This is a genomic window from Ruegeria sp. YTSA064 (assembly GCF_059610325.1).
Map to the genome: position 1 here is coordinate 58,417 of NZ_JBXWNK010000012.1, position 18,726 is coordinate 77,142.

Annotated in this window: 16 protein-coding genes and 1 pseudogene; 5 read left to right on the plus strand and 12 right to left on the minus strand. The window is 53.7% G+C overall.

The annotated features are described in order from the left end of the window. Window positions 1-271 precede the first annotated feature (271 nt). The 3 genes from AC2FI7_RS17735 (at window position 272) to AC2FI7_RS17745 (ending at window position 5,688) form a co-directional block, all read left to right on the plus strand. Window positions 272-3,871, plus strand: coding sequence for an adenylate/guanylate cyclase domain-containing protein (locus tag AC2FI7_RS17735; RefSeq protein ID WP_496833535.1), 3,600 nt, complete (start codon window positions 272-274; stop codon window positions 3,869-3,871). A 26-nt stretch (window positions 3,872-3,897) separates the two neighbouring features. Then, entirely contained in the window at window positions 3,898-4,155 is a 258-nt protein-coding gene (locus AC2FI7_RS17740) for a DUF4242 domain-containing protein (RefSeq protein WP_010443373.1), read from the plus strand. A gap of 117 nt (window positions 4,156-4,272) precedes the next feature. After that, window positions 4,273-5,688 carry an FAD-binding oxidoreductase gene (locus AC2FI7_RS17745; protein WP_010443374.1) on the plus strand — a complete coding sequence of 472 codons (1,416 nt, stop codon included), beginning with the start codon at window positions 4,273-4,275 and terminating at the stop codon, window positions 5,686-5,688. Between the two features lie 153 nt (window positions 5,689-5,841). Here AC2FI7_RS17745 and AC2FI7_RS17750 read toward each other — a convergent pair whose 3' ends face one another. The 6 genes from AC2FI7_RS17750 to AC2FI7_RS17775 form a co-directional block, all read right to left on the minus strand. Next, window positions 5,842-6,501, minus strand: a complete 660-nt coding sequence (locus AC2FI7_RS17750; protein ID WP_010443375.1) for a DUF2461 domain-containing protein — start codon at window positions 6,499-6,501, stop codon at window positions 5,842-5,844. A 12-nt stretch (window positions 6,502-6,513) separates the two neighbouring features. After that, window positions 6,514-6,852 (minus strand): TfoX/Sxy family protein, encoded by a 339-nt coding sequence (locus AC2FI7_RS17755; protein ID WP_496833537.1) that lies wholly within the window; start codon window positions 6,850-6,852, stop codon window positions 6,514-6,516. A 5-nt stretch (window positions 6,853-6,857) separates the two neighbouring features. Continuing rightward, complete coding sequence (locus AC2FI7_RS17760) at window positions 6,858-7,256, minus strand: MAPEG family protein (protein ID WP_010443377.1); 399 nt, start codon at window positions 7,254-7,256, stop codon at window positions 6,858-6,860. 24 nt (window positions 7,257-7,280) lie between these two features. After that, on the minus strand, window positions 7,281-7,667 hold the full coding sequence (locus tag AC2FI7_RS17765; RefSeq protein WP_010443378.1) for a VOC family protein: 387 nt from the start codon (window positions 7,665-7,667) through the stop codon (window positions 7,281-7,283). Between the two features lie 68 nt (window positions 7,668-7,735). Beyond that, a complete protein-coding gene (locus AC2FI7_RS17770; RefSeq protein WP_010443379.1) occupies window positions 7,736-8,971 on the minus strand; it encodes an RNA polymerase sigma factor in 1,236 nt (411 codons plus the stop codon). 3 nt (window positions 8,972-8,974) lie between these two features. Then, a complete protein-coding gene (locus tag AC2FI7_RS17775) occupies window positions 8,975-9,346 on the minus strand; it encodes a YciI family protein (RefSeq protein WP_010443380.1) in 372 nt (123 codons plus the stop codon). Between the two features lie 692 nt (window positions 9,347-10,038). Between AC2FI7_RS17775 and AC2FI7_RS17780 the strand changes: the two genes are divergently transcribed. Further along, a complete protein-coding gene (locus AC2FI7_RS17780) occupies window positions 10,039-11,781 on the plus strand; it encodes an adenylate/guanylate cyclase domain-containing protein (RefSeq protein ID WP_010443382.1) in 1,743 nt (580 codons plus the stop codon). Between the two features lie 328 nt (window positions 11,782-12,109). After that, window positions 12,110-13,006: a LysR substrate-binding domain-containing protein gene (locus tag AC2FI7_RS17785; protein WP_083829040.1), complete on the plus strand. Its 897-nt coding sequence runs from the start codon at window positions 12,110-12,112 to the stop codon at window positions 13,004-13,006. Window positions 13,007-13,276: 270 nt separating this feature from the next. Here AC2FI7_RS17785 and AC2FI7_RS17790 read toward each other — a convergent pair. From AC2FI7_RS17790 to AC2FI7_RS17815, 6 genes and pseudogenes are all read right to left on the minus strand, one after another. Continuing rightward, window positions 13,277-13,425 (minus strand): annotated as a pseudogene (locus AC2FI7_RS17790) (IS6 family transposase); the annotation flags it as partial. 151 nt (window positions 13,426-13,576) lie between these two features. Further along, window positions 13,577-15,895 (minus strand): caspase family protein, encoded by a 2,319-nt coding sequence (locus AC2FI7_RS17795; protein ID WP_010443385.1) that lies wholly within the window; start codon window positions 15,893-15,895, stop codon window positions 13,577-13,579. Window positions 15,896-15,911: 16 nt separating this feature from the next. Continuing rightward, the gene (locus tag AC2FI7_RS17800; RefSeq protein ID WP_496816405.1) at window positions 15,912-16,232 is read right to left on the minus strand and encodes a hypothetical protein; all 321 of its coding nucleotides are present in this window, start codon (window positions 16,230-16,232) and stop codon (window positions 15,912-15,914) included. Between the two features lie 272 nt (window positions 16,233-16,504). Then, a complete protein-coding gene (locus tag AC2FI7_RS17805; RefSeq protein ID WP_496816407.1) occupies window positions 16,505-17,881 on the minus strand; it encodes a hypothetical protein in 1,377 nt (458 codons plus the stop codon). Further along, window positions 17,878-18,288: an ExbD/TolR family protein gene (locus tag AC2FI7_RS17810; protein ID WP_480876439.1), complete on the minus strand. Its 411-nt coding sequence runs from the start codon at window positions 18,286-18,288 to the stop codon at window positions 17,878-17,880. Before AC2FI7_RS17810 ends, AC2FI7_RS17805 begins: the two co-directional genes overlap by 4 nt. Continuing rightward, on the minus strand, window positions 18,285-18,719 hold the full coding sequence (locus AC2FI7_RS17815) for an ExbD/TolR family protein (protein WP_170781937.1): 435 nt from the start codon (window positions 18,717-18,719) through the stop codon (window positions 18,285-18,287). The genes AC2FI7_RS17810 and AC2FI7_RS17815 overlap by 4 nt, the downstream gene beginning before the upstream one ends. Window positions 18,720-18,726: the final 7 nt, after the last annotated feature.

Genomic DNA, 18,726 nt, shown 5'->3' on the forward strand with positions numbered 1-18,726 from the left:
AAAGCTTGCAACAGATCCCCGAGATGGGCTCGGTGCAATCGTTCGTCGAATTGTGGTGAGTAACCGCACTGCCGACAAAGTCGCCTTCAAAGGCAAAACACTAAACGCGTGTCGCTAATCAACCAGTCGCGTAAATCTAGAATGCGATGGCAAAAGCCGGAATAGTAGAGTGACCCGAAGACAGATGACTGCGGATGCCATTCATTGAATAATCAGTTCATTTTGAAAGCCTATTCTTGATTAGTATCGCGTATCTCAGCATGATCCTTAGATGTCGGCTGGAATAGACAAATGGTTAAACGATCTCGATCTGAGTCAGTACGCGGATGTATTTGCGGAAAACGATATTGATGCGCGCGTTCTGCCATTACTATCTGGCGACGACTTAAAAGAGCTCGGAGTTAGCCTTGGTCACCGCAAAATCATCCTTGCTGCAATTCACCAGCTAGACGGCCAAAGACCCGCAACCTCACCGTTACCAGCAGCTCGTGTTCAAGCGCCTGAAGACGAACAAGCGCTGACCTTAGACGATTCACAAAGTGATGATCTGCGCAAACAGAAGTATGTTGAACCGCCTACTGCAGAAAGGCGTCACGTAACAGTTTTGTTTGCCGATCTTGTCGGCTCGACTGAACTCACCAATCGCTTTGATCCCGAAGACATGCGGGACTTGCTACAGAACTACCAAGATGCCGTTGCAGGAGCCGTAAGCCGATACGGTGGCTACGTTGCAAAGTACTTGGGCGATGGTCTTCTTGTGTTTTTCGGATGGCCGCGGGCTTATGAGGATCACGCAATTCGGGCGGTAAAAGCCGGCCTTGAATCTGTTCGCCGTGTCAAAGAACTCAAAACGCCTGACGGAGAACCTTTGTCCGTCAGACTGGGAGTTGCGAGCGGTGATGTTGTGGTCGGCGATACCATTGGCGAAAACACATATGAGGAGGGGGCCATGACTGGTCCGGTCGTCAACCTTGCAGCACGGCTTCAAGAGCATGCAGAGCCAAACTCAGTCGTTTTGTCAGTTGAGGAAACCGAGACAACTTTGCATCGAGTATTCGAGTTCAAATCTCTTGGGCAGGCAGAGCTAAAGGGGTTTGCTGAACCACGTAATCTGCAAAAAGTGGTGTCGGAACGTAGTGCGGAAAGCCGGTTTCGGGCCTCATATCGAGACGATGTCGACAGCGTCATGGTTGGCCGGGACTACGAAAAGGGCATTTTACTGCAATCATGGCAACGTGCTCAGAATGGCCACGGAGACGTTGTTCTGCTCTCCGGTGAAGCCGGAATAGGAAAGTCGCGGCTTACCGAGGAATTCCTTGCAGAAATCACCGAAAACGACGAAGTCGATGTCATAAGGCTGAACTGTTCCCCCTATCTCAGCAGCAGCCCCTTTCATCCGGTAGCCCAACGAATATCCCAGGATGCGGGTGTTGAACCGGACTTTGATGACAATCTGATCCTTGAGCATGTCAGAAAAATGCTTGAAGGACGACCAGGGTTGGACTGGCAACAAGTTCTGCCTTTCTTTGCAGCGTTGGTCGCGCCTCGTAGTGTGCTTGCCCAAAAGGTGCTCGAGATGTCACCGCAGGAGCAGCGCGACACAACAATCCAAACATTGATTCACACGGTGCAGGTGCGGTCAAGTGTACGTCCGGTTATGCTTTGCGTAGAAGATGCTCATTGGATCGATCCCTCCACACAAGCCTTGTTGGAGCGGTTTAAGTCGATATGCACGGATCTTCCTCTGATGATCTTAATAACCCATAGACCCGGGTGGGAAATGGCCCGTGATGATGGGGACACACACGTACAGTCTCTAGTTTTGCGCCGGTTCGATTCTGCGCATGTCTCAGACCTTGTCGAGAACATTACAGGCAAGAGACCGGACGAAGCACTGATCTCTACGATAACTGAAAAAACCGATGGGGTTCCATTGTTCGTGGAAGAAGTGACCCGAGCCATCGTCGATTCCGGCGAGCAGGGGCAAGGCCACATACCTTCATCATTGAAAGGCGCATTGATGGCGCGGCTCGACGCTGTTTCGCCAGAGGCAAAACAAGTCGCCCTTACAGGATCGGTAATTGGCCGAGAATTTGAGCCGAGCATATTATGTGCCGCGAAAGGCCTTGAAGAATCTGATATCAACAAATGCCTCGAAGAACTATCTCGAACAGGCTTGATCTTTGAAAGCGGGCACAATCGCGGGCACTTCGTTTTCCGCCATGCCCTTATTCGCGATACCGCTTATCAATCCATGTTGAGTTCAACCCGGAGACAACAGCACGCAGACGTGGCGCGTGCTTTGATGCGGATAAGGTCATCTGAGATCGAGCGTCGCCCTGAACTAGTCGCGCGCCACCTTTCAGAGGCTGAGGACTGGAGTGCCGCGTTTGAAAAATGGCAGATTGCGACAGAAATGGCATTGGTGCGATCTGCCAGCCAAGAAGCGATGACGAACGCCAAGGAAACTTTAAGAGCCGCAGAAAAACTTGGTTCAGACTCCAATACAGAATTGATCAAAGGCAAAATCTTGGTTGGCCGCAGCCATGACAGCTTGGGCCAATTGCCTGAAGGTATAGCTGTTCTGAAGGACGCATCCAACGCGGCCCGGGCGGTGCACAACGTGGAGCTGGCCGCAGACGCGGCCAACCACTTCGCTGACTCATGCATGATGTCCAGCGAAAGGCACAGCGAGGCGATCGAACTCTGCGATAATGCACTGAAAGATTTGCCCGATGGTGATGATGTCCGTCGGTGCAGATTGATGAGTCAACTTGCGCGCGCCCATATATTCGTAGGTCAGTTTTCCGAAGGTGCGCGTTTCGGGCAGCAATCTATGGAACTAGCAGCAAAACTGGGAGATTATAAATCCAAGTTTTCGGTCATGATGATGCATTTTGGGGCCCCATTCATAGCGAGGAAGGGAAGAGACGCTCATCAATGGCGCGAAAATCTGGAGGCTATGCATGGTGTGGCCGAGAAACTTGGCAGTATCGATCAAGGGCGAGACCGAACTCTCAGCCTGTTTGTAGGTGCCGAGATGGCCGACCGCGAGTTGATGGACCATTCTCTGGGTTTGCTCACCGAGATCTCGGAAAAAGACAATCATCTGCAACTCTATTGGGTTCAGAAGCACGCACGCGCCATGGTTGCAATTATGGACGGCGATTTTGCGCAAGCAGAAAGACACGCCACCGAGGCAGTGAAGATCGGTCGAAAGACCCATTGGGAACATGTTGAGGGCGTCTTTGGGGTTCAGATGTTTACCATCCGCCGCGAGCAAAACCGACTGCACGAGGTCGCACCTGTGATCAAGAAATTGATGACGGACAGCCCCGAAGACATTTCGTGGAAACCAGGTTTTGGCCTTATCGCGGCCGAGCTCGGATACAAGGAACCTGCTGAACGTATACTGAATGAAATGGCCGACAATGGCTTCGATCTTCCACTCGACGCTATGTATTCAACGACCTTATCTTATCTGGCTGACATATGCGTCACCATTGAACATCAGGGACATGCCAAGACGCTCTATGATTTACTGGCTCCATACGAAGAACTGACGATCACTGCAGGGGCAACGACGGTGTGCGCAGGTGCGGCAGCGCGACGCCTTGGCGGTCTGGGCACGGTGTTGAAAGACTGGGATGCCGTAGACACAATGTTCCAGAAGGCTATTGAAATTGACACGCGCATGAAATGCCCACCTTGGATTGCGCACAGCAAAGCGGCTTTTGCATCCGCATTGAGGCGACGGGGACGCCCCAAGGATGTGGAACAGGCGTTTCAACTGGAAGGGGAAGCGTTGGCAATTTCGCAGAAATTGGGTATGGTTTCCCTAAGGTCAAAGCTCGAAGGAGTAGCGAGTTAAGGTACTTAAACTGTTTGGGGGACTTAATGCCTAGATACATAATTGAAAGAAATTTTGCCGAGCAGCTAAACGTCAGTGAAGATGACAAAATTCACATCAAAGAAATCAATGACGAAGTCGGCGTCGAATGGATTTTTTCGTTCCTCAGCGCAGATAAGCGCAAAACATACTGCTTGTACGAAGCCCCTGATGAGGAGAGCCTCAGAAAGGCGGCTGAGCGACTGAATATTCCTGCCGATGTCATAACACCTGTGGATCGGATTGATCCGGCAATATTTGCCTGATCAGCAGCCATTTTTACCCACCTCAATGAAACGACTTCGCGAGACAACGCGACGGAAATAGCAATTAGCTGAGGCAGCCTTGCAAGAAGCCCAACCAGACTATTGGGAGGCCTACGCATGTTTGACCTGAAAACACTCGACGGAAGTACAGCTATTGTAAATCAAGACACTTTGGACGCGCTTGATGCATCACTTCGCGGCGGGGTCTACCAGAAAGGCACCTCGGAGTACGAAGACGCAAGAACAACGTGGAACAGCATGTTCGAACGTTACCCGGGGTTCGTGATCCGCGCTCTGGGAGCAAGCGATGTGCAGAGGGCCGTGAATTTCGTACGAGACACTGGCCTCGTAATGTCGGTTCGGTCAGGTGGGCATCAGATTGCAGGGCACGCTGTCGCAGATGAAACAGTCATGCTCGACCTGTCCCAAATGCGGTCGGTTCACGTAGATCCTGTCAACAAGACTGCTCGGGTTGAACCGGGTGCACTGCTAGGAGATGTGGATCGTGAAACCCAGGCGCATGGGCTTACCGTTCCTGTTGGCATCAACTCGACCACGGGCATTGCGGGCCTTACCCTTGGCGGCGGTTTTGGATGGACCACCCGGAAATTTGGCATGACGATCGACAACCTGCTCTCAGCGGAAGTCGTGACTGCGGACGGAGCCATTGTAACCGCATCCCCTACAAGCCACCCGGAACTTTTCTGGGCAATCCGCGGTGGGGGTGGAAACTTTGGTGTCGTAACCTCATTTGAGTTCCAACTGCATGAGCTAGGACCCGATGTCCTGTCTGGCCTCATTGTTCATCCGATAGAAAATGCGCCAGAGCTCCTCGCTGAATTTGCTACGATTGCTGACAATTCCCCGGATGAGCTGACCGTCTGGAGCGTGATGCGAAAAGCGCCTCCTCTACCGTTCCTGCCAGTTGAGTGGCAAGGGCGAGAGGTGTTGATCTTTGCCGCCTGCTATAGCGGGTCGATGGAGGAAGGTGAAAAAGCTATGGCGGCATTGCGCGCGCTAGGTGAACCAATCGCCGATGTGATATCTCCCCACAAGTTCGTAGACTGGCAGGCCGCCTTTGATCCTTTGTTGACGCCAGGCGCCAGGAACTACTGGAAGAGCCATGATTTCGATGCACTTTCTTCGGATGCAATCTCAGGACTCTTGGAAGCGATTTCCAGCCTTCCTGACCCGGCGTGTGAAGTTTTTATTGCCCATGTGGGCGGAGCAATGGCGCGCGTCGAGGCCGGTTCTACCGCTTATCCCCAGAGATCTGCTCACTTCATCATGAATGTACACACGCGTTGGGAGGATCCCAGCAAGGATGCCGAGTGCATTGCTTGGGCGCGAGATCTTTACGACCAGATGCGACCGCACGCGACCGGTAGTGCGTATGTCAACTTTATGCCCGAAGACGAAGCGGATCACATGGCAGGAGCATATGGTGACAACGGTGAGAAGCTTTCTAAGATCAAGGGCACATATGACCCGGTCAATTTGTTCAGAGTAAACCACAATATTTTGCCTGCGTGATGGAATCCAGAACTGTATAATTTGATCCAGATTGATGTTGAGTGTTTTGCTTTGTCGTCACGCCGCATTTCTCGTTCCTGTCGTTCATCCAACCGGATCCAGGTTGCGGTGCGCCCGTAAAAGCCGCCATCCGTTGTGTTCGCAGTAGTGGGGTCACGTGATCCGCGAAAGCAGCTGAAACACTGGCATCAGTTTGGCGAACTCGGCGGCTGTTAGTTCCGTCAGATTCGACTTCAAAACAAAGGCTGGAGTCTCGGTATCCATCCAAACTGCAAAGCCCTTGCGCCGCAACACTTCCTCATGGGGGTGGTCTTTGTCAAAACCGGGCGGGATGCGCTTCAACTCCGGGTCACTGATCCTGAAACCCCGTTTTCGCATCTCTAATGTGATCTGGGTTAACTCTGCGCCCAGAGGACCCGCCATCGCCTCGCGGAAAGTGTCCAAAGCCCATTTGTCGTACTGGAACACCCCACATCCGAGTGACAGCTTTTCTGGGGAAAGGCCAAAGAACCACATTGGCGGCTGAACCGCCTGTCCTGTCGGTAGGAACGCAAGGTGCAGATGCGCGTTATAGGGTGTGTTGTCTTTGGAAAACCGAACATCGCGATGAATCCGAAAGATTTTGCCGCTATGATCCTGCCCAGTCAAGTCGCGTAGCGCCAACTCCATATCTTCGGCGAACAGCTTGCTGGGTGCCTTTATATGGGTATCATACGTCGCCTTGTTCGCCGCAAACCAGTCCTTGGTATTGTTGGCCTTCAGTTCTTGCAGGAAGCCCACTGCCTCGGCATCAAAACAATCGAATTGGGCCATAAGATCCTCCGTTCAGTCTTTCTTGGGCAACGCCGCGGCATGTTCGAGGCATAGCTGCAGCCACCGTAGCAAGGCTGCGTCATCGCAATCTGATGCGTCAACGCGAACAAAACCGCCCAGCTTGCGGGTTCCGTGAATCACAGCGCGGGCTTTGGGGTCCTGCAATGCCGTGGGCTCGTTCACCTTACCCACCCTAAACATGAACCGACCCACGCCATCCTGATGTCTGCGCGCACCACAAAGCATGTTGCCATTCAAAAAGAAGCACAGGCCGCCCATCATCCGCTTTTCGGAAATGCCCACATGCGCGGCCAGAGCGTCTCGCATGCGGGCGTTGAGTGTTTCATCCACTGGCATCAGCTGTAGATCCAAAGCTGCCAGAGGATTGCCAGCGCAAGCACCAACATGGCCAAGGTCGTCAGCGCCGCCCCTACCGCACGCCCCTTGCCATTCACCGAAGTGCTGAGGCTGAAATAGTGGACAAGGCGGGCAAACAGCAGCACACCACCGCAGGCGGCGACCAGCCAGGATGGGGTTCCTGCGATTTCTGCCCCCGCCAGGGCAAGCAATGCAAGCGGCACGTATTCGATGAAGTTCCCATGCGCCCGCATCAGCCGCAGCAAGTTTTCATCTTCACCGTGAAGCAAAGAGATCCCGGTCTTGGTGCGACGCACACCAACGGCGATCGCCATCGGAATACTCATCAAAACAAAAATAGCAGTGACGACCAGCGCGATCTGCGGAAACTGTTCCATGTTATGCCTCCTCTTTGATTGCGCTTAGGACGCCATGCTCTCATATGTGATTAGCGCAAACCGTGCCCCTTGCGGGTCAGTCAGAGTGGCCATGCGACCGACCCCCGGCATATCCATAGCAGGCTGGACAATCGCGGCACCTTTGGCCTCAGCCTTGGCGACGCTGGCGTCCACGTCGGCCACGGTAAAGAAGATCGTCCAGCTACCGTTATCCTCTGGCATTGGGGAAAAGCCACCAATTGCGGTTTCGCCAACAACGGCGGCTGAATAGCTTGATCCGTCCTGCATGGGCATGTCATTGATCGTCCAGCCCAGCACCTCTTGATAAAAGGCTTTGGCTTTGCCCTGATCGGGGCCGGAATGTCCGATCCAGCCGGAGTTTCCGACAGTGGTCATCTCAAGAATACTCATGTGCTTCTCCCTTGGTTACGCCCGCCACATACGGGTCTGATCCAAGGACGCGCGATATTCAGTGATCCCTACACGCCGCGTAATTTATTTTGGCTAATCTCTATTTTTTCCGTGATTGCAACACGTTCGGGCGCGGTTGGGCCAAGATTCATTACCGTTTCAAAGGCGGCAATCGCCGCGTTGTGATCGCCGGTTTCCTGCAAAAGCCCTCCGCGCATTGCGTGGAACCAGCGATAGGTGGACAAATCCTGCGCCAGAGTCTCCATCGCCTTTAACGCATAATACGGGCCGTGCAGCTTGGCCTGAGCCGCTATCTGATTGAGACGGATGACAGGTGTTGGCAGTAATGCGTAGAGAGCAGCGTAGTGACTTTCGATCGACGCCCAGTCCGTGTCATCTACCGAATCTGCATGGGCATGTGTTGCGGCGATTGCAGCCTGTACGATGTAAACACCATGATGACCAGTCCGCTGAGCCTTCTGCAAAAGACCCGTCGCCTCGGCGATGTCCGAGCGATCCCAAAGGCTGCGATCCTGATCGTCCAACGCGACAAGCTTTCCGTCCGTATCAATTCGCGCATGACGCCTAGCGTGCTGGAACAGCAACAATGCCAGCAAGGCGGCCTGTTCCCCCATCGCCGGAAACAGTGCCGCAAGCAGACGGGCCAAACGGATCGCCTCTTCACACAAGGTAAGCTTGATTTGATTTTGACCCGCTGAGGTTGACCATCCTTCGCTGAACATCAGGTAGACCATCAAGGAAACTTCACCCAAGCGTGCACCCCGCTCAGCCGGGCTGGGTGTTTCGAAGGCAACCGGATTGCTCGCAATCTTCTTTTTTGTACGGGTGATCCGCTGTTCCATAGTTTTTGGCCTGATCAGAAATCCGCTCGCGATTTCGTCTACGCTCAGCCCCAAAACCACGCGCAAGGCAATGGCAATCTGGTCCCGCCGGTCGAGTTCCGGATGGCAGCAAATGAAAAGCAGTCGCAATACATCATCGCGCATTTCGTCAGGGTCCGGTGTTTCGGCGGGCATCAACTGAAACTCCTCACTGTGACGCGCGAGAATTGCCGCACGACGCTGTGATTTGCGCACATGATCCAAGCCCGAGTTACGTGCGGTCGTCAGCAACCACGCCAACGGATCACGCGGCGTACCGTCTTTGGGCCAGACCGTCAGCGCCTTCAGGCAAGCTTCGGCAAATGCCTCTTCCGCCGTGTCGATATCCCGGAACAATCGGGTCAGGGCCGCAAGCGCGCGCGGTCGGTGCAAAGTAATTGTAGCCTCAAGCCAGTCCGACATGACCTATTCAGACGAGATTGCGCCACCCGCCCAGGCAACCGGGCGCACCTCTAGCCGTGCGACAGGGGATGAGATCATCTTTGCGTATTCCAACGCTTCATCCAGGTCTTTGAAATCAGCGGCATAGAACCCAAGGAAATTCTCTTTTGTCTCCGCAAACGGACCGTCGGTGATCAGGGGAGCCGTGCCTTCGGTCGTAGCTGGCTCGACCATAACAGCAGAGGTTGGCGGCATCAGTTTCATCGACACAAACTCGCCCCGGTCCGTTAATGCCGATTGCAGCGCGCCGTGTCCCGACATCACTTCCTCCTGGCGATCTTTGGGCAGCGCTTCGAACACGCCCGGCTCCCCATAAATCGTGATTGCGTATATCATATTCGCCTCCATGCTTCATTCACATGGTGCAAGGACGCGCGAGGACATGCAAATCCGACAACCGATCCCAAGATAGCCAGTTGGAACACCGAGAGGCTAATCGAATGCTTGGCCGGTTCCCAAAGCTCTGTTGGATTACCTTCAGGATCATTGAGCCACGCGAATTTGCCATTCGGATATGGCGATACCGGATCTCGGCGGACGTCAACACCCTTAGATTCGAGTTGTGCGAAATTTTCTCAATGTCGCAAACACGAAAATTCAGCATAGATGCCTTTTCTTGGTCCCCGAAATACTCTGTCACTCTTTCAAACAGGGCGAATACGGTCTCGCCTGCTTCCTGCGTCCAGCACGGTGTTTCATAGTCGTTTGGTACAAGGTTAATGCCCAATTTGTCACGGTACCATGCCGCCAAATTAGCAGGCTCGTCTGCCCTGAAGAAAAACCCGCCAAAGCCCAGTACTTTTTCCATCTTCGATTTCAAACCCGGAGACGCTATCGGAAAAGACTACTCTAATATGTGGGATTTGATAAGCGCGGCTCCTAAGAGACATTCGTCGCCCACGCGCGATGCTGCGGGCGCCAGTAGAACTGTCACAACAAGCACAGAGCCTATGATCAAAGGATGTGACCACTCAGTTATGGATGGTCTATTACCACACCGGTCGTTATGCAGAGGAAGGGAGGTAAATTTGGAGCGACAGCTTGCAGCAATTCTGGTCGCCGATATGGTCGGCTTTACTCGTCGCATGGAGCGAGACGAAGCTGGAACGCTTGATGCGTTGACCGCTCACTTAGAAGGTACAGTTGCACCTCTGATCAATCGTCACCACGGACGGATTGTCAAACTTATGGGTGATGGCCTTTTGGCGAGCTTCACTAGTGCTGCAGACGCGGTTTCTTGCGCCGTTGAATGGCAACAATCACCCTTGGAAGAGCCAGACCCGTTGCTTTTCCGCATTGGCATCAATCTTGGTGACATCCTCATGCAAGAGGATGATGTCTTCGGCTCAGGTGTTAACCTTGCCTCGCGTTTAGAGCAACTTGCCCCACCAGGAGGTGTGCTCGTCTCGGACGCTGTCTATCGCGTGGTTGGCAACCGCATTTCGGTCGTGTGGGAGGATGCGGGCACACATACCATCAAGAACATCACTGAGCCTGTTAGGGCCTGGCGCATTGGAGGTGCGGAGCAAGCACAGCCTGACGCGAAGCCAGCAGCTACACCCCGCAAAGCTACCATCGCAGTCTTACCACTGCACAGTTTGAGTGACGACCCGGAGCAGGCATTCTTCAGCGATGGCATCGCAGAAGACATTATCACCGGGTTGTCTCGATTTCGTACTCTTCAGGTTGTCTCCAGAAACGCATCTTTCCGTTTTAGAACACAGGAAGCCGATCCGGCAGAGATCGCAGCAGAATTGGGAGCCGATTATCTCGTAACAGGCAGCGTTCGAAAGGCCGGTAGTCGGGTAAGAATTTCCGTACAGCTCGCGGAAGCAAGTACGGGCTCGCAACTATGGTCAGAACGATATGATCGCGAGTTGGAAGACATCCTGTCCGTTCAGGACGAGGTGGCCCGCAACATCGTTGCGGTCCTTCCGGGACGTGTTCAACACAACGTTGCCGACCGATCATCGCAAAAACCAGCAGATGAGATGAAGGCCTACGAGCTGATGCTTCGAAGCAAAGCTCTTCGAGATGGCCTAAATGCCAGGGATACGGCTAAAGCAAGAGCTTTGTTGGAACGGGCCATTGCGCTCGATCCGTCCATCGCTCGGTCTTACATGTACCTCTCAGACACCTATGTTATCGATCTTTGGCTGGGATTGGCGGGCTCTGACGCTTCCGGTCACATCCTGCATATCGCGCGCAAGGGTGCTGCACTGGACAACCGGGACGTCTACATTCAAGACCAACTGGGTTTTGCTTATCTCTGCGCAGGCCTTTGGGACGAAGCAAATGCACAGTTCGAAAAGACGTTATCGCAGATCGAAAACGAAGCGGAGTCCATGGCGTGGTGCGGTTATGCTTTTCTGTTGCTGGGGAGGCACGAAAAAGCGAGAGAGGTCGTATCGCGAGCGATGCGGTTAGATCCGTTGCATCCCCCTTCGATCGATTGGATCATGGGGCAGATAGAATTCTTCTGCGGAAACTACGAGGAAGCAATCGGCTTTTTGATGGGAGAGGCTCGGCTCAACTCGTTAGCTGCGGCATTCGTGGCAGCATCTTATGCGCATCTTGGTCGGCAATCTGAGGCGGCGGCTGCGTTGCAGGAATTTATTGCGGAACGCCATGACGAATTTGGGAGTCGTGGCATCGAAGTGCCCAAAGACAATCTCTCCTCTCTTGCGCGTGGTTATGAATGTATGTGGCGGTGTCGAGACGATTTCGAAGTTCTGGCGACCGGTCTGCACAAAGCTGGTTTGCCTGTCTGACTTACTTAATCAAAGGTCCGCGTAAGGCGTTATGCCAATCGATCTCGGCTTCGGCGATTCCGGAATCTTGCCGTTCAACCCTGCTCATTCTGGTTGGGTCAATTCGCTTTGCTAGCAATAATCGGAGCGACTCTTTGACTTTTTCGCACAAGGGGCCCACACTTTTGACTCCTGAGGCCGGGACTTCACGATGTGATACAAAATCACGAGAATAGGTGTACTTCATGAATCTCTCCTTTAGTAGTCATGCACCTACTTTCTTAAAAATCTTGACATCCCACAAACGCCGTTTCTTGACATCCATTGTTCCAAAAAGTCACAATCTATCATGCCAAGAAACTTACCTCCCCTAAATCCGCTGCGTGCCTTTGAGGCAGCTGGGAGGTTGGGTAGCTTTACCCGTGCAGCGGAGGAATTGAACGTATCGCACTCCGCAATTTCCCGTCACATACGCGGGTTGGAAAAGCGGTTGAACGTGCATCTTTTCCGGACGCAAAAATCTGGTGTTGCCCTCACCGAACAGGGACAAATCTACTTGGGACAGATCACACCTGCTCTTGACCAAATTGCCATCGCAACTGACGCTCTGACGTCTGCGCCCAAAGGTGTTGTTACCATGACAACAGAGAGCGCCGTCGCGCAAAAATGGTTGGTGCCACGGCTACCACGACTGAAAGCCGCGCATCAAGAGATAGACTTACGTCTTTCGATCACAACAGAGGTCATGGATATTGAGGCGCACGATTTCGATCTGGGCCTAAGATATCTTCGCACCCACCCAGACGAAGGGTACGTCCTGTTGTTTCCATCTCTGGTCAGAGCTTTTGCCGCGCCAAACTTTGCGCCAATTGTTGGTTCTGAGACCGACCTTAAAGTTCTGGCCACGGGCCCATTGATTGAAGAGGCAACATTCCGTCTTTGGCCAGAATGGTTCTCGAAATCTGGTTTAAAAGAGGTTCCTACTCTTGATCTGCCTCATCCATTAGGAGCACTCCTGTCAATCCAATCGGCCGTGGCGGGCCTGGGTGCGGTTCTGATGGACAAGCACCTTTGTCAAATAGAAGTTGAGACGGGTGCGTTGGTGAGCCTTAACGACGTAGAAATTCCCTTTGGAGGATATTACCTCGCCACCAACCAGCGCGCGGGACGGCGGCGAGCCGTCCGTGTTGTTCGAGAGTGGTTGCAACAGGAGGCGCAATCCCCGGAAGGTGTGGCTACTGCTTAATTTTGCTATGCGCAGAATCAAACCGAGCGCACCGGTCGGTCCGCCTTGAATCCCTAATCGACCTCAGAGAAAACGAAGTGTCTTTTGATTTGATTGCTCGTTAGCGGCGGGCTCCACAGCGAAACCTGCCAAACCCTATATCAGAAGTAGTCTGATCCGCGCCTGCGGAAATCATTCCAAAAAATGGAAGCTCATGAGATGAGAAACTCTCCCCTGATCACCGAAGGCCAGAGTGCGTAGCTTCTGCAATGACGCAAGAGTATCGAGACCCCAACGGTTCGGCGTGGCGTAATCTACTGATATACCGCGTTCACTCGATATCTCTTCCGAGTCTCGGTATGAAACACCGCACCGGACATAAAAGAACACGGAGACAGGATCACGTCCTTCGGGTATTGCGCGCCTTTATACGAGATCATGAGCTGACATTCGGCCTGACACTTAATTATATCATGAGCTCACGACATCCATGCCCGACATAGTAGTTCGTGGAATTGGTTGTTTAACCTTTTGGTCGGGGGAGCTTTCCTTGGTAAGCAACGAATGTAAGGTCAGAACCAAAACATACCGCTAAAATAAATCGAAACGCACCGGGTTTCTGGCCCAGTACACTCTTGCCGCTAGCAAGAGCCGTTCTTTCGGATCCTCCAGTGCGGCGTAGGGAATGGGCACTCTGTTCAAAGCAGTTGCGTTTTCCAGCGATTTTAGAGTCTGCGCGCCGACCTGGCCGTCTACTTTGATACTTTCACCTAATTCGTTCAGTGCCATCTGGAGAGCACGGTCCAAGGCCTCGCGTGGTACATTGTCCAACAGCGATTGTGCCTGGGCGGCTGCTTCAGTATCTGCCAACAACGCTGCTTTTGCAGCTCTGAGGGCGGCGTCTGCCGGGCCTTTTCCTGAAACCTGACCGTCAAGAATGATATAAGCGCCGTTTGCCCCACCCCAAGCATCGCCCCTTGCAAGTGATACATCATACCACTCTAACGCTTCAGATCGAGATCGGCCTTCAAGCTGGCCACGCAAGATCATCCGCGCGATGCTGGCCGGGGCAGTTGGGTGACCGCCTTCGGAGGCTGCCATGAAATATTGCAATGCCTTGTCATAGTCGACAGGGTTTCCGCCGAGGCCAAGCAGTGCGACATAGGCGAGGTTGTCGTAGCCATAGATGTCTTTTCGCAATTCAGACGCCCGGAGATATCGCATGCCTCTCTCCGGTATGTAATGCGCCGAGTCTTCCCGCAGGAAATACAGTCCAAGCTCGTTCATCGAAAAGGTGTGTCCAAGTTCAACTGCACGCTCAAGAAGCTCAAACCCACGGCTCTTTTCCTGTTGGGTATCACCTTCTCGTAGCAGCTTTTTCCCAAGGCGATGCATCGCGTACGGGTCTTGTTCGGCGGTGCCCTGTTCCAGCAGGCTGAGTGCTTGTTGAGGGTCATACGGAATCTTGGTTACACCACGGTCGATCCGTTCCGAGTCGAGTAGCATGGCCAAGGCAAATTTCGCCCGTATGTGGCCAGCTTGTGCCGCCGCAGATATATTGGCATGTGCATCTACCAGTTGCCCGGCGGCCTGTTGCACCCGCCCAAGCTGATATCGAAAACGGGCATTGCCGGGATATTCGGCGACAGCTGTGCCACACGCCTTCAGACCGGCCGGGATGTCCAGTTCGTTTGGAAGGCGAAATACGCCGACACCATTGAGATCAAGTGCATCACCCGCCTCGATGTCGCATGCGTTAATGTCCAGCTGCAGTGAGACGTCGACGCGTTTACGTTTCTGATCGGAGGTGACAACTTCTACGCTAAAACTGTCCCGAACGCCATTATTGCTTATCTCGACCGCACGGACATCTGAAATTTCAGGAGCATATGAAATCGAGGCGGTTTGCTGAGTATCTTCCAGCGCGATTACACCTTGTTCAGGGCGTTCGACAATCTGAACATCAGTGATTTCGGTCCCGAGCGCCTGCGACAACGTTTGGATCAGTGGAATGCTTTTGTCGAACTGCTGAACGAGGTCCAGCGACTGGCTGGTTTCGCTCGGAACGGCCTGGGGTTGCTGTTCAACCTGGTGTTGGGCCAGGTAAAAAGGTTTCACCAGCGTAGAGCTTTCCCACGGTATTTGGCGCCCACCCGTCGCCTGGTGGACACGTTCCCTGATGACCGGGAACAATTGTTGGATGTTTTCATATGGAGTGGCCCGTGCAGCTTCTAATACGGCTGAAGTGTAGGGGCTGTTCTGGCCGATGTCGCCATCGCTGGCGACGGCACCGGGTGAGGTCGAATATGCGACCAGTGAATTCAAAGGCGTGCTAAAAACATCAAAGCCTGGTCGCGTTTCGAACAGGTTTGCATCAAGATCCGCTGCCAACCTGATATCGCTGAACGGATTGTCCCGGCATGAATCAAGGATCGCCACATGGGCTGAACTTCTGGCAGATAATGTGTCGATAATCCGGTCCAGTGTCATCGTGGCCAAAGGAACGTCGTAAATGCTTTCGAATTTTGCATCGACCGGTAACAGGTAGTTGCGTCGCCCAATCTGAATGCCATGGCCGGCATAATAAAATAGGACGTTGGCTGAATCAGGAATGTTCAGAACCGCAGTTCGAAGAAGCTCCTCGAATTCTCGCTTTTCAAGATTGTATCCGTCGTAAACCTTAAAGTTGAATTCCCGTAACAGAGCAGCAATGTCTTCTGCATCTTTTTGCGCATTCGCAAGGTCGACGACTTCGGAGTAATCCTGATTACCAATCACAATTGCAATCCGAGGCGCTTCAGTAATCTGCGCTGTGCTCTCAGAACTTGATTGCGCCCAAACAGAGTCGCTTGCCGCAGACAAAGCGACCGTGCCTCCGAAGAGCGCGCCTAGCAGACTACGCTTCAACATGTTTTGTATCCCTGCGCTAGTTCCAGCTACCGCCGCCGCCGCCGCCGGTTCCACCTCCGCCGCCACTGCCGCCACCACCGCCGCCATCATTTCCACCACCGCTATCGCCACCTCCGTCGCCTTGGCGCTCTTCTCCGGAGATCAACGTGCTTTCGGTTGGTGCGGGAGCAGCTTGGACCACTGGGGCCGACACTTGGGTCGGTGTTGGCGAAGCCGCTGAAACAGGTTGTGTTGCGGGGCTTGATGGAACGGTTTGTGTCTCTGCCGTCCACGGCAGTTCGCACCCTGCCAAAATGAACGTACCCGACAAAAGTATTGGCAGTGAAACTCGGGCCATAATAGCCTCCCAACTCTCTGAACTAGTCAATTTCATCTTTAAGCTTACGCACGGTAAACTCTCTCTGTCCATTGTTGTTTGCCACACAACCTAGGCCCAGACTGTAATCTGCATCACATCAGAAGTTATGTTGCAATCTTGCCGTGCAAACAGATCCGTGCTTTGCGGTGAAAACGAGTATCCGCGCACCTGCCAAGGCATAGGTTTGTGGCTGATACGAAACGTATCCATCGATGTGTGCCTCAATTAACCCCTATGGAAAATGACGATGTCTATCGCTCGGTGGTAGTGATGAAGAAGTAAACCCATTCTCCTTTGAAATTCGGGTTGCTTTTGCGTGCTTCGGCAATTCGTGTTTTCAGGAAATTCAGATATCCCTCGGCAGGTTCAACCAACGGTCGATCGTTGTGATACAGCGGTTCCGATGCTGCGAAGGCGACGGCTATTTCCTGCCCATAAGGTGGCCCTATCGTAACAAAGAGGCCCGCGTCACCTGGTTCCGCTGCGCCGATCTGCAAAGCAGCCTTTGCAGGCGTCGGCGCCATTGGAGTTGACACGTTTGGCCTGAGGTGGATCACCTGACCTTCGGCATCAAAATAATCGACATAGACGAAAGCGTCGTAATCCGCCCCGGTCAGGTCCAATATCAGCTGCTGTCCTTTGACATAGTAAAACTCGCGTGCATGAACGTCCTTTCCGATGAGAAGCGGATTGGTGATTTGATCTGTCGATTGCGGCAATCCGACATCCGCGATGCCACTGAGCGCGCCACATTGTGGGCGAGGTAGGACGTGAAGCTTGTCGTCAACCCGTATGTTGTTTCCCATTTGTGCCTGAAGGGCTGTCAGTACAGGATTGCGCAATCCGTCTTCGGGGATATGACCGATGACCTGCAATGTGTTGGTGTCGGGTTGAAATTGAACTTGCAGCCGCGCGCACGGAATTTGCGCCAGTAGCCCATCGATTCCATCCCGCAGATTCTGAGCGCTTTTCCCGGCGTCTTCGGGTCGCATGAAACTCTGGATCGCCGCCAGAGAGACGGGGTCGATCGGTTCATTGCCCGTGGTTGAAAACACCTCGGACGCGTTGGTGGGAGGGATATCAGGGACTGTCTGCTTTAGGGCGACGGGTTGGGGTCTCACAGGCTGGGCTAGTTCCTGTTTTGGAGGTTGTGGGGGCAAAGCCTGCAATTGCGGTGAGCTTGAAAGGATCGGATTCGCCTGCAAAGTAGCTGGGACCAACCGAGATGGCGAAACTGCTGCGACTTGTAAGGGCTGAGGCGCGCCGGTGACTTGCTGTATCGCCTCGGACAAATTTTCAAGCGGTGCCAGAGCATCCGATTTCGCCTGGGTTGCCGCAAGCGTCTGCTGTGGAATTTGCTTCGCAGCTGCGGTCGATTGACGTATTGCGCTTTGATCCAGCTGCGCCCCAATCGCATCCTTTGTCGGCGCAGCCTCGACTTCCGGTCGTGCTTCGATAGCCTCGCTTTGTTTGACCTGATGGGCGGACAATTGCATCCGGGTCTCGGGCACGGGCTGCTCCGTCACCGGGTCTGGCTCGACACTCCAAATCAGCGCCAGAGCGCCGCCGACATGAAGGGTAAGCGAGCAGACTAACCCAACCCCCCATATGAACGGCCCCTTGATCACCGTGCAGGCCCCGGAGGTGTCACCACCAGAACTACGTCGCGTGCACCCATCGCCTCGAACTGGGCAATCCGGGGCAGGATGTCGCGTAATACAGCGTCGCGATGCGCGTTGATCCGGATCAGAATGTCTGGATCGGCCTCCAGTTGGGACTGAATGCGCTGATCAATGTCTTGCAGAAATACCTCTTCGCCGTCTAGCGCCATCGTCCCATCGGCCGCTACGGATAACGTGATGCCTCCCGCTGGCATGTCCGCCCCGGTCAGGGCCGTTGGTGGGGTTACATCAAACGGCGCAGTGGCGTCCATGCGGCCAATCAACATAAAAAATACCAGCAGGAAAAACACCACATCGATCAGGGCGATGATCGTCTCGGGGTGATGGCGACGAGCAGGGCGAGAGATCCTCACTGGCGGGCCTCCAGTCGGATCACGCGCATGTTCACTGCCCCAGCGCTTGTGACAATATCCATGACAGTTACAAGCGACTGTAGTCGAGCACCTCCGGTCGGCAGGATGATGACCCGAAGCGCAGGGTTCCGATCAAGGCGGACTGTCAGCAAGCTGATCAGTTCGTCCCGGGTGAAATCCTTACCTTGATGAAAGGGGGAACCGTCTGTTCCGATGCGAATAAGCAGTGTTTCGGATTCAGTCTCGGCTTCGGCTGCCTGCGAGGGGACCGGGCGGTTGGACTGTGCCAGCGCCGGAATCATGTCTAGGTTCAGATAAGTCGACGTGACCATGAAGAACACCAGCAGGATCAACATTACGTCGATCATCGGAACCAGAGAGATCAATGGCCGGGTCGGCTTGCGTCTGTTCAGGCTGATATCGCTGTACATCGAAGCT

Excerpts from the sequence above, each read along its gene's own strand:
- AC2FI7_RS17735 (WP_496833535.1), top strand. The coding sequence starts at position 272 with ATGTCGGCTGGAATAGACAAATGGTTAAACGATCTCGATCTGAGTCAG.
- AC2FI7_RS17740 (WP_010443373.1), top strand. The coding sequence starts at position 3,898 with ATGCCTAGATACATAATTGAAAGAAATTTTGCCGAGCAGCTAAACGTC.
- AC2FI7_RS17745 (WP_010443374.1), top strand. The coding sequence starts at position 4,273 with ATGTTTGACCTGAAAACACTCGACGGAAGTACAGCTATTGTAAATCAA.
- AC2FI7_RS17750 (WP_010443375.1), bottom strand. The coding sequence starts at position 6,501 with ATGGCCCAATTCGATTGTTTTGATGCCGAGGCAGTGGGCTTCCTGCAA.
- AC2FI7_RS17760 (WP_010443377.1), bottom strand. The coding sequence starts at position 7,256 with ATGGAACAGTTTCCGCAGATCGCGCTGGTCGTCACTGCTATTTTTGTT.
- AC2FI7_RS17765 (WP_010443378.1), bottom strand. The coding sequence starts at position 7,667 with ATGAGTATTCTTGAGATGACCACTGTCGGAAACTCCGGCTGGATCGGA.
- AC2FI7_RS17770 (WP_010443379.1), bottom strand. The coding sequence starts at position 8,971 with ATGTCGGACTGGCTTGAGGCTACAATTACTTTGCACCGACCGCGCGCG.
- AC2FI7_RS17775 (WP_010443380.1), bottom strand. The coding sequence starts at position 9,346 with ATGATATACGCAATCACGATTTATGGGGAGCCGGGCGTGTTCGAAGCG.
- AC2FI7_RS17785 (WP_083829040.1), top strand. The coding sequence starts at position 12,110 with ATGCCAAGAAACTTACCTCCCCTAAATCCGCTGCGTGCCTTTGAGGCA.
- AC2FI7_RS17795 (WP_010443385.1), bottom strand. The coding sequence starts at position 15,895 with ATGTTGAAGCGTAGTCTGCTAGGCGCGCTCTTCGGAGGCACGGTCGCT.
- AC2FI7_RS17800 (WP_496816405.1), bottom strand. The coding sequence starts at position 16,232 with ATGGCCCGAGTTTCACTGCCAATACTTTTGTCGGGTACGTTCATTTTG.
- AC2FI7_RS17815 (WP_170781937.1), bottom strand. The coding sequence starts at position 18,719 with ATGTACAGCGATATCAGCCTGAACAGACGCAAGCCGACCCGGCCATTG.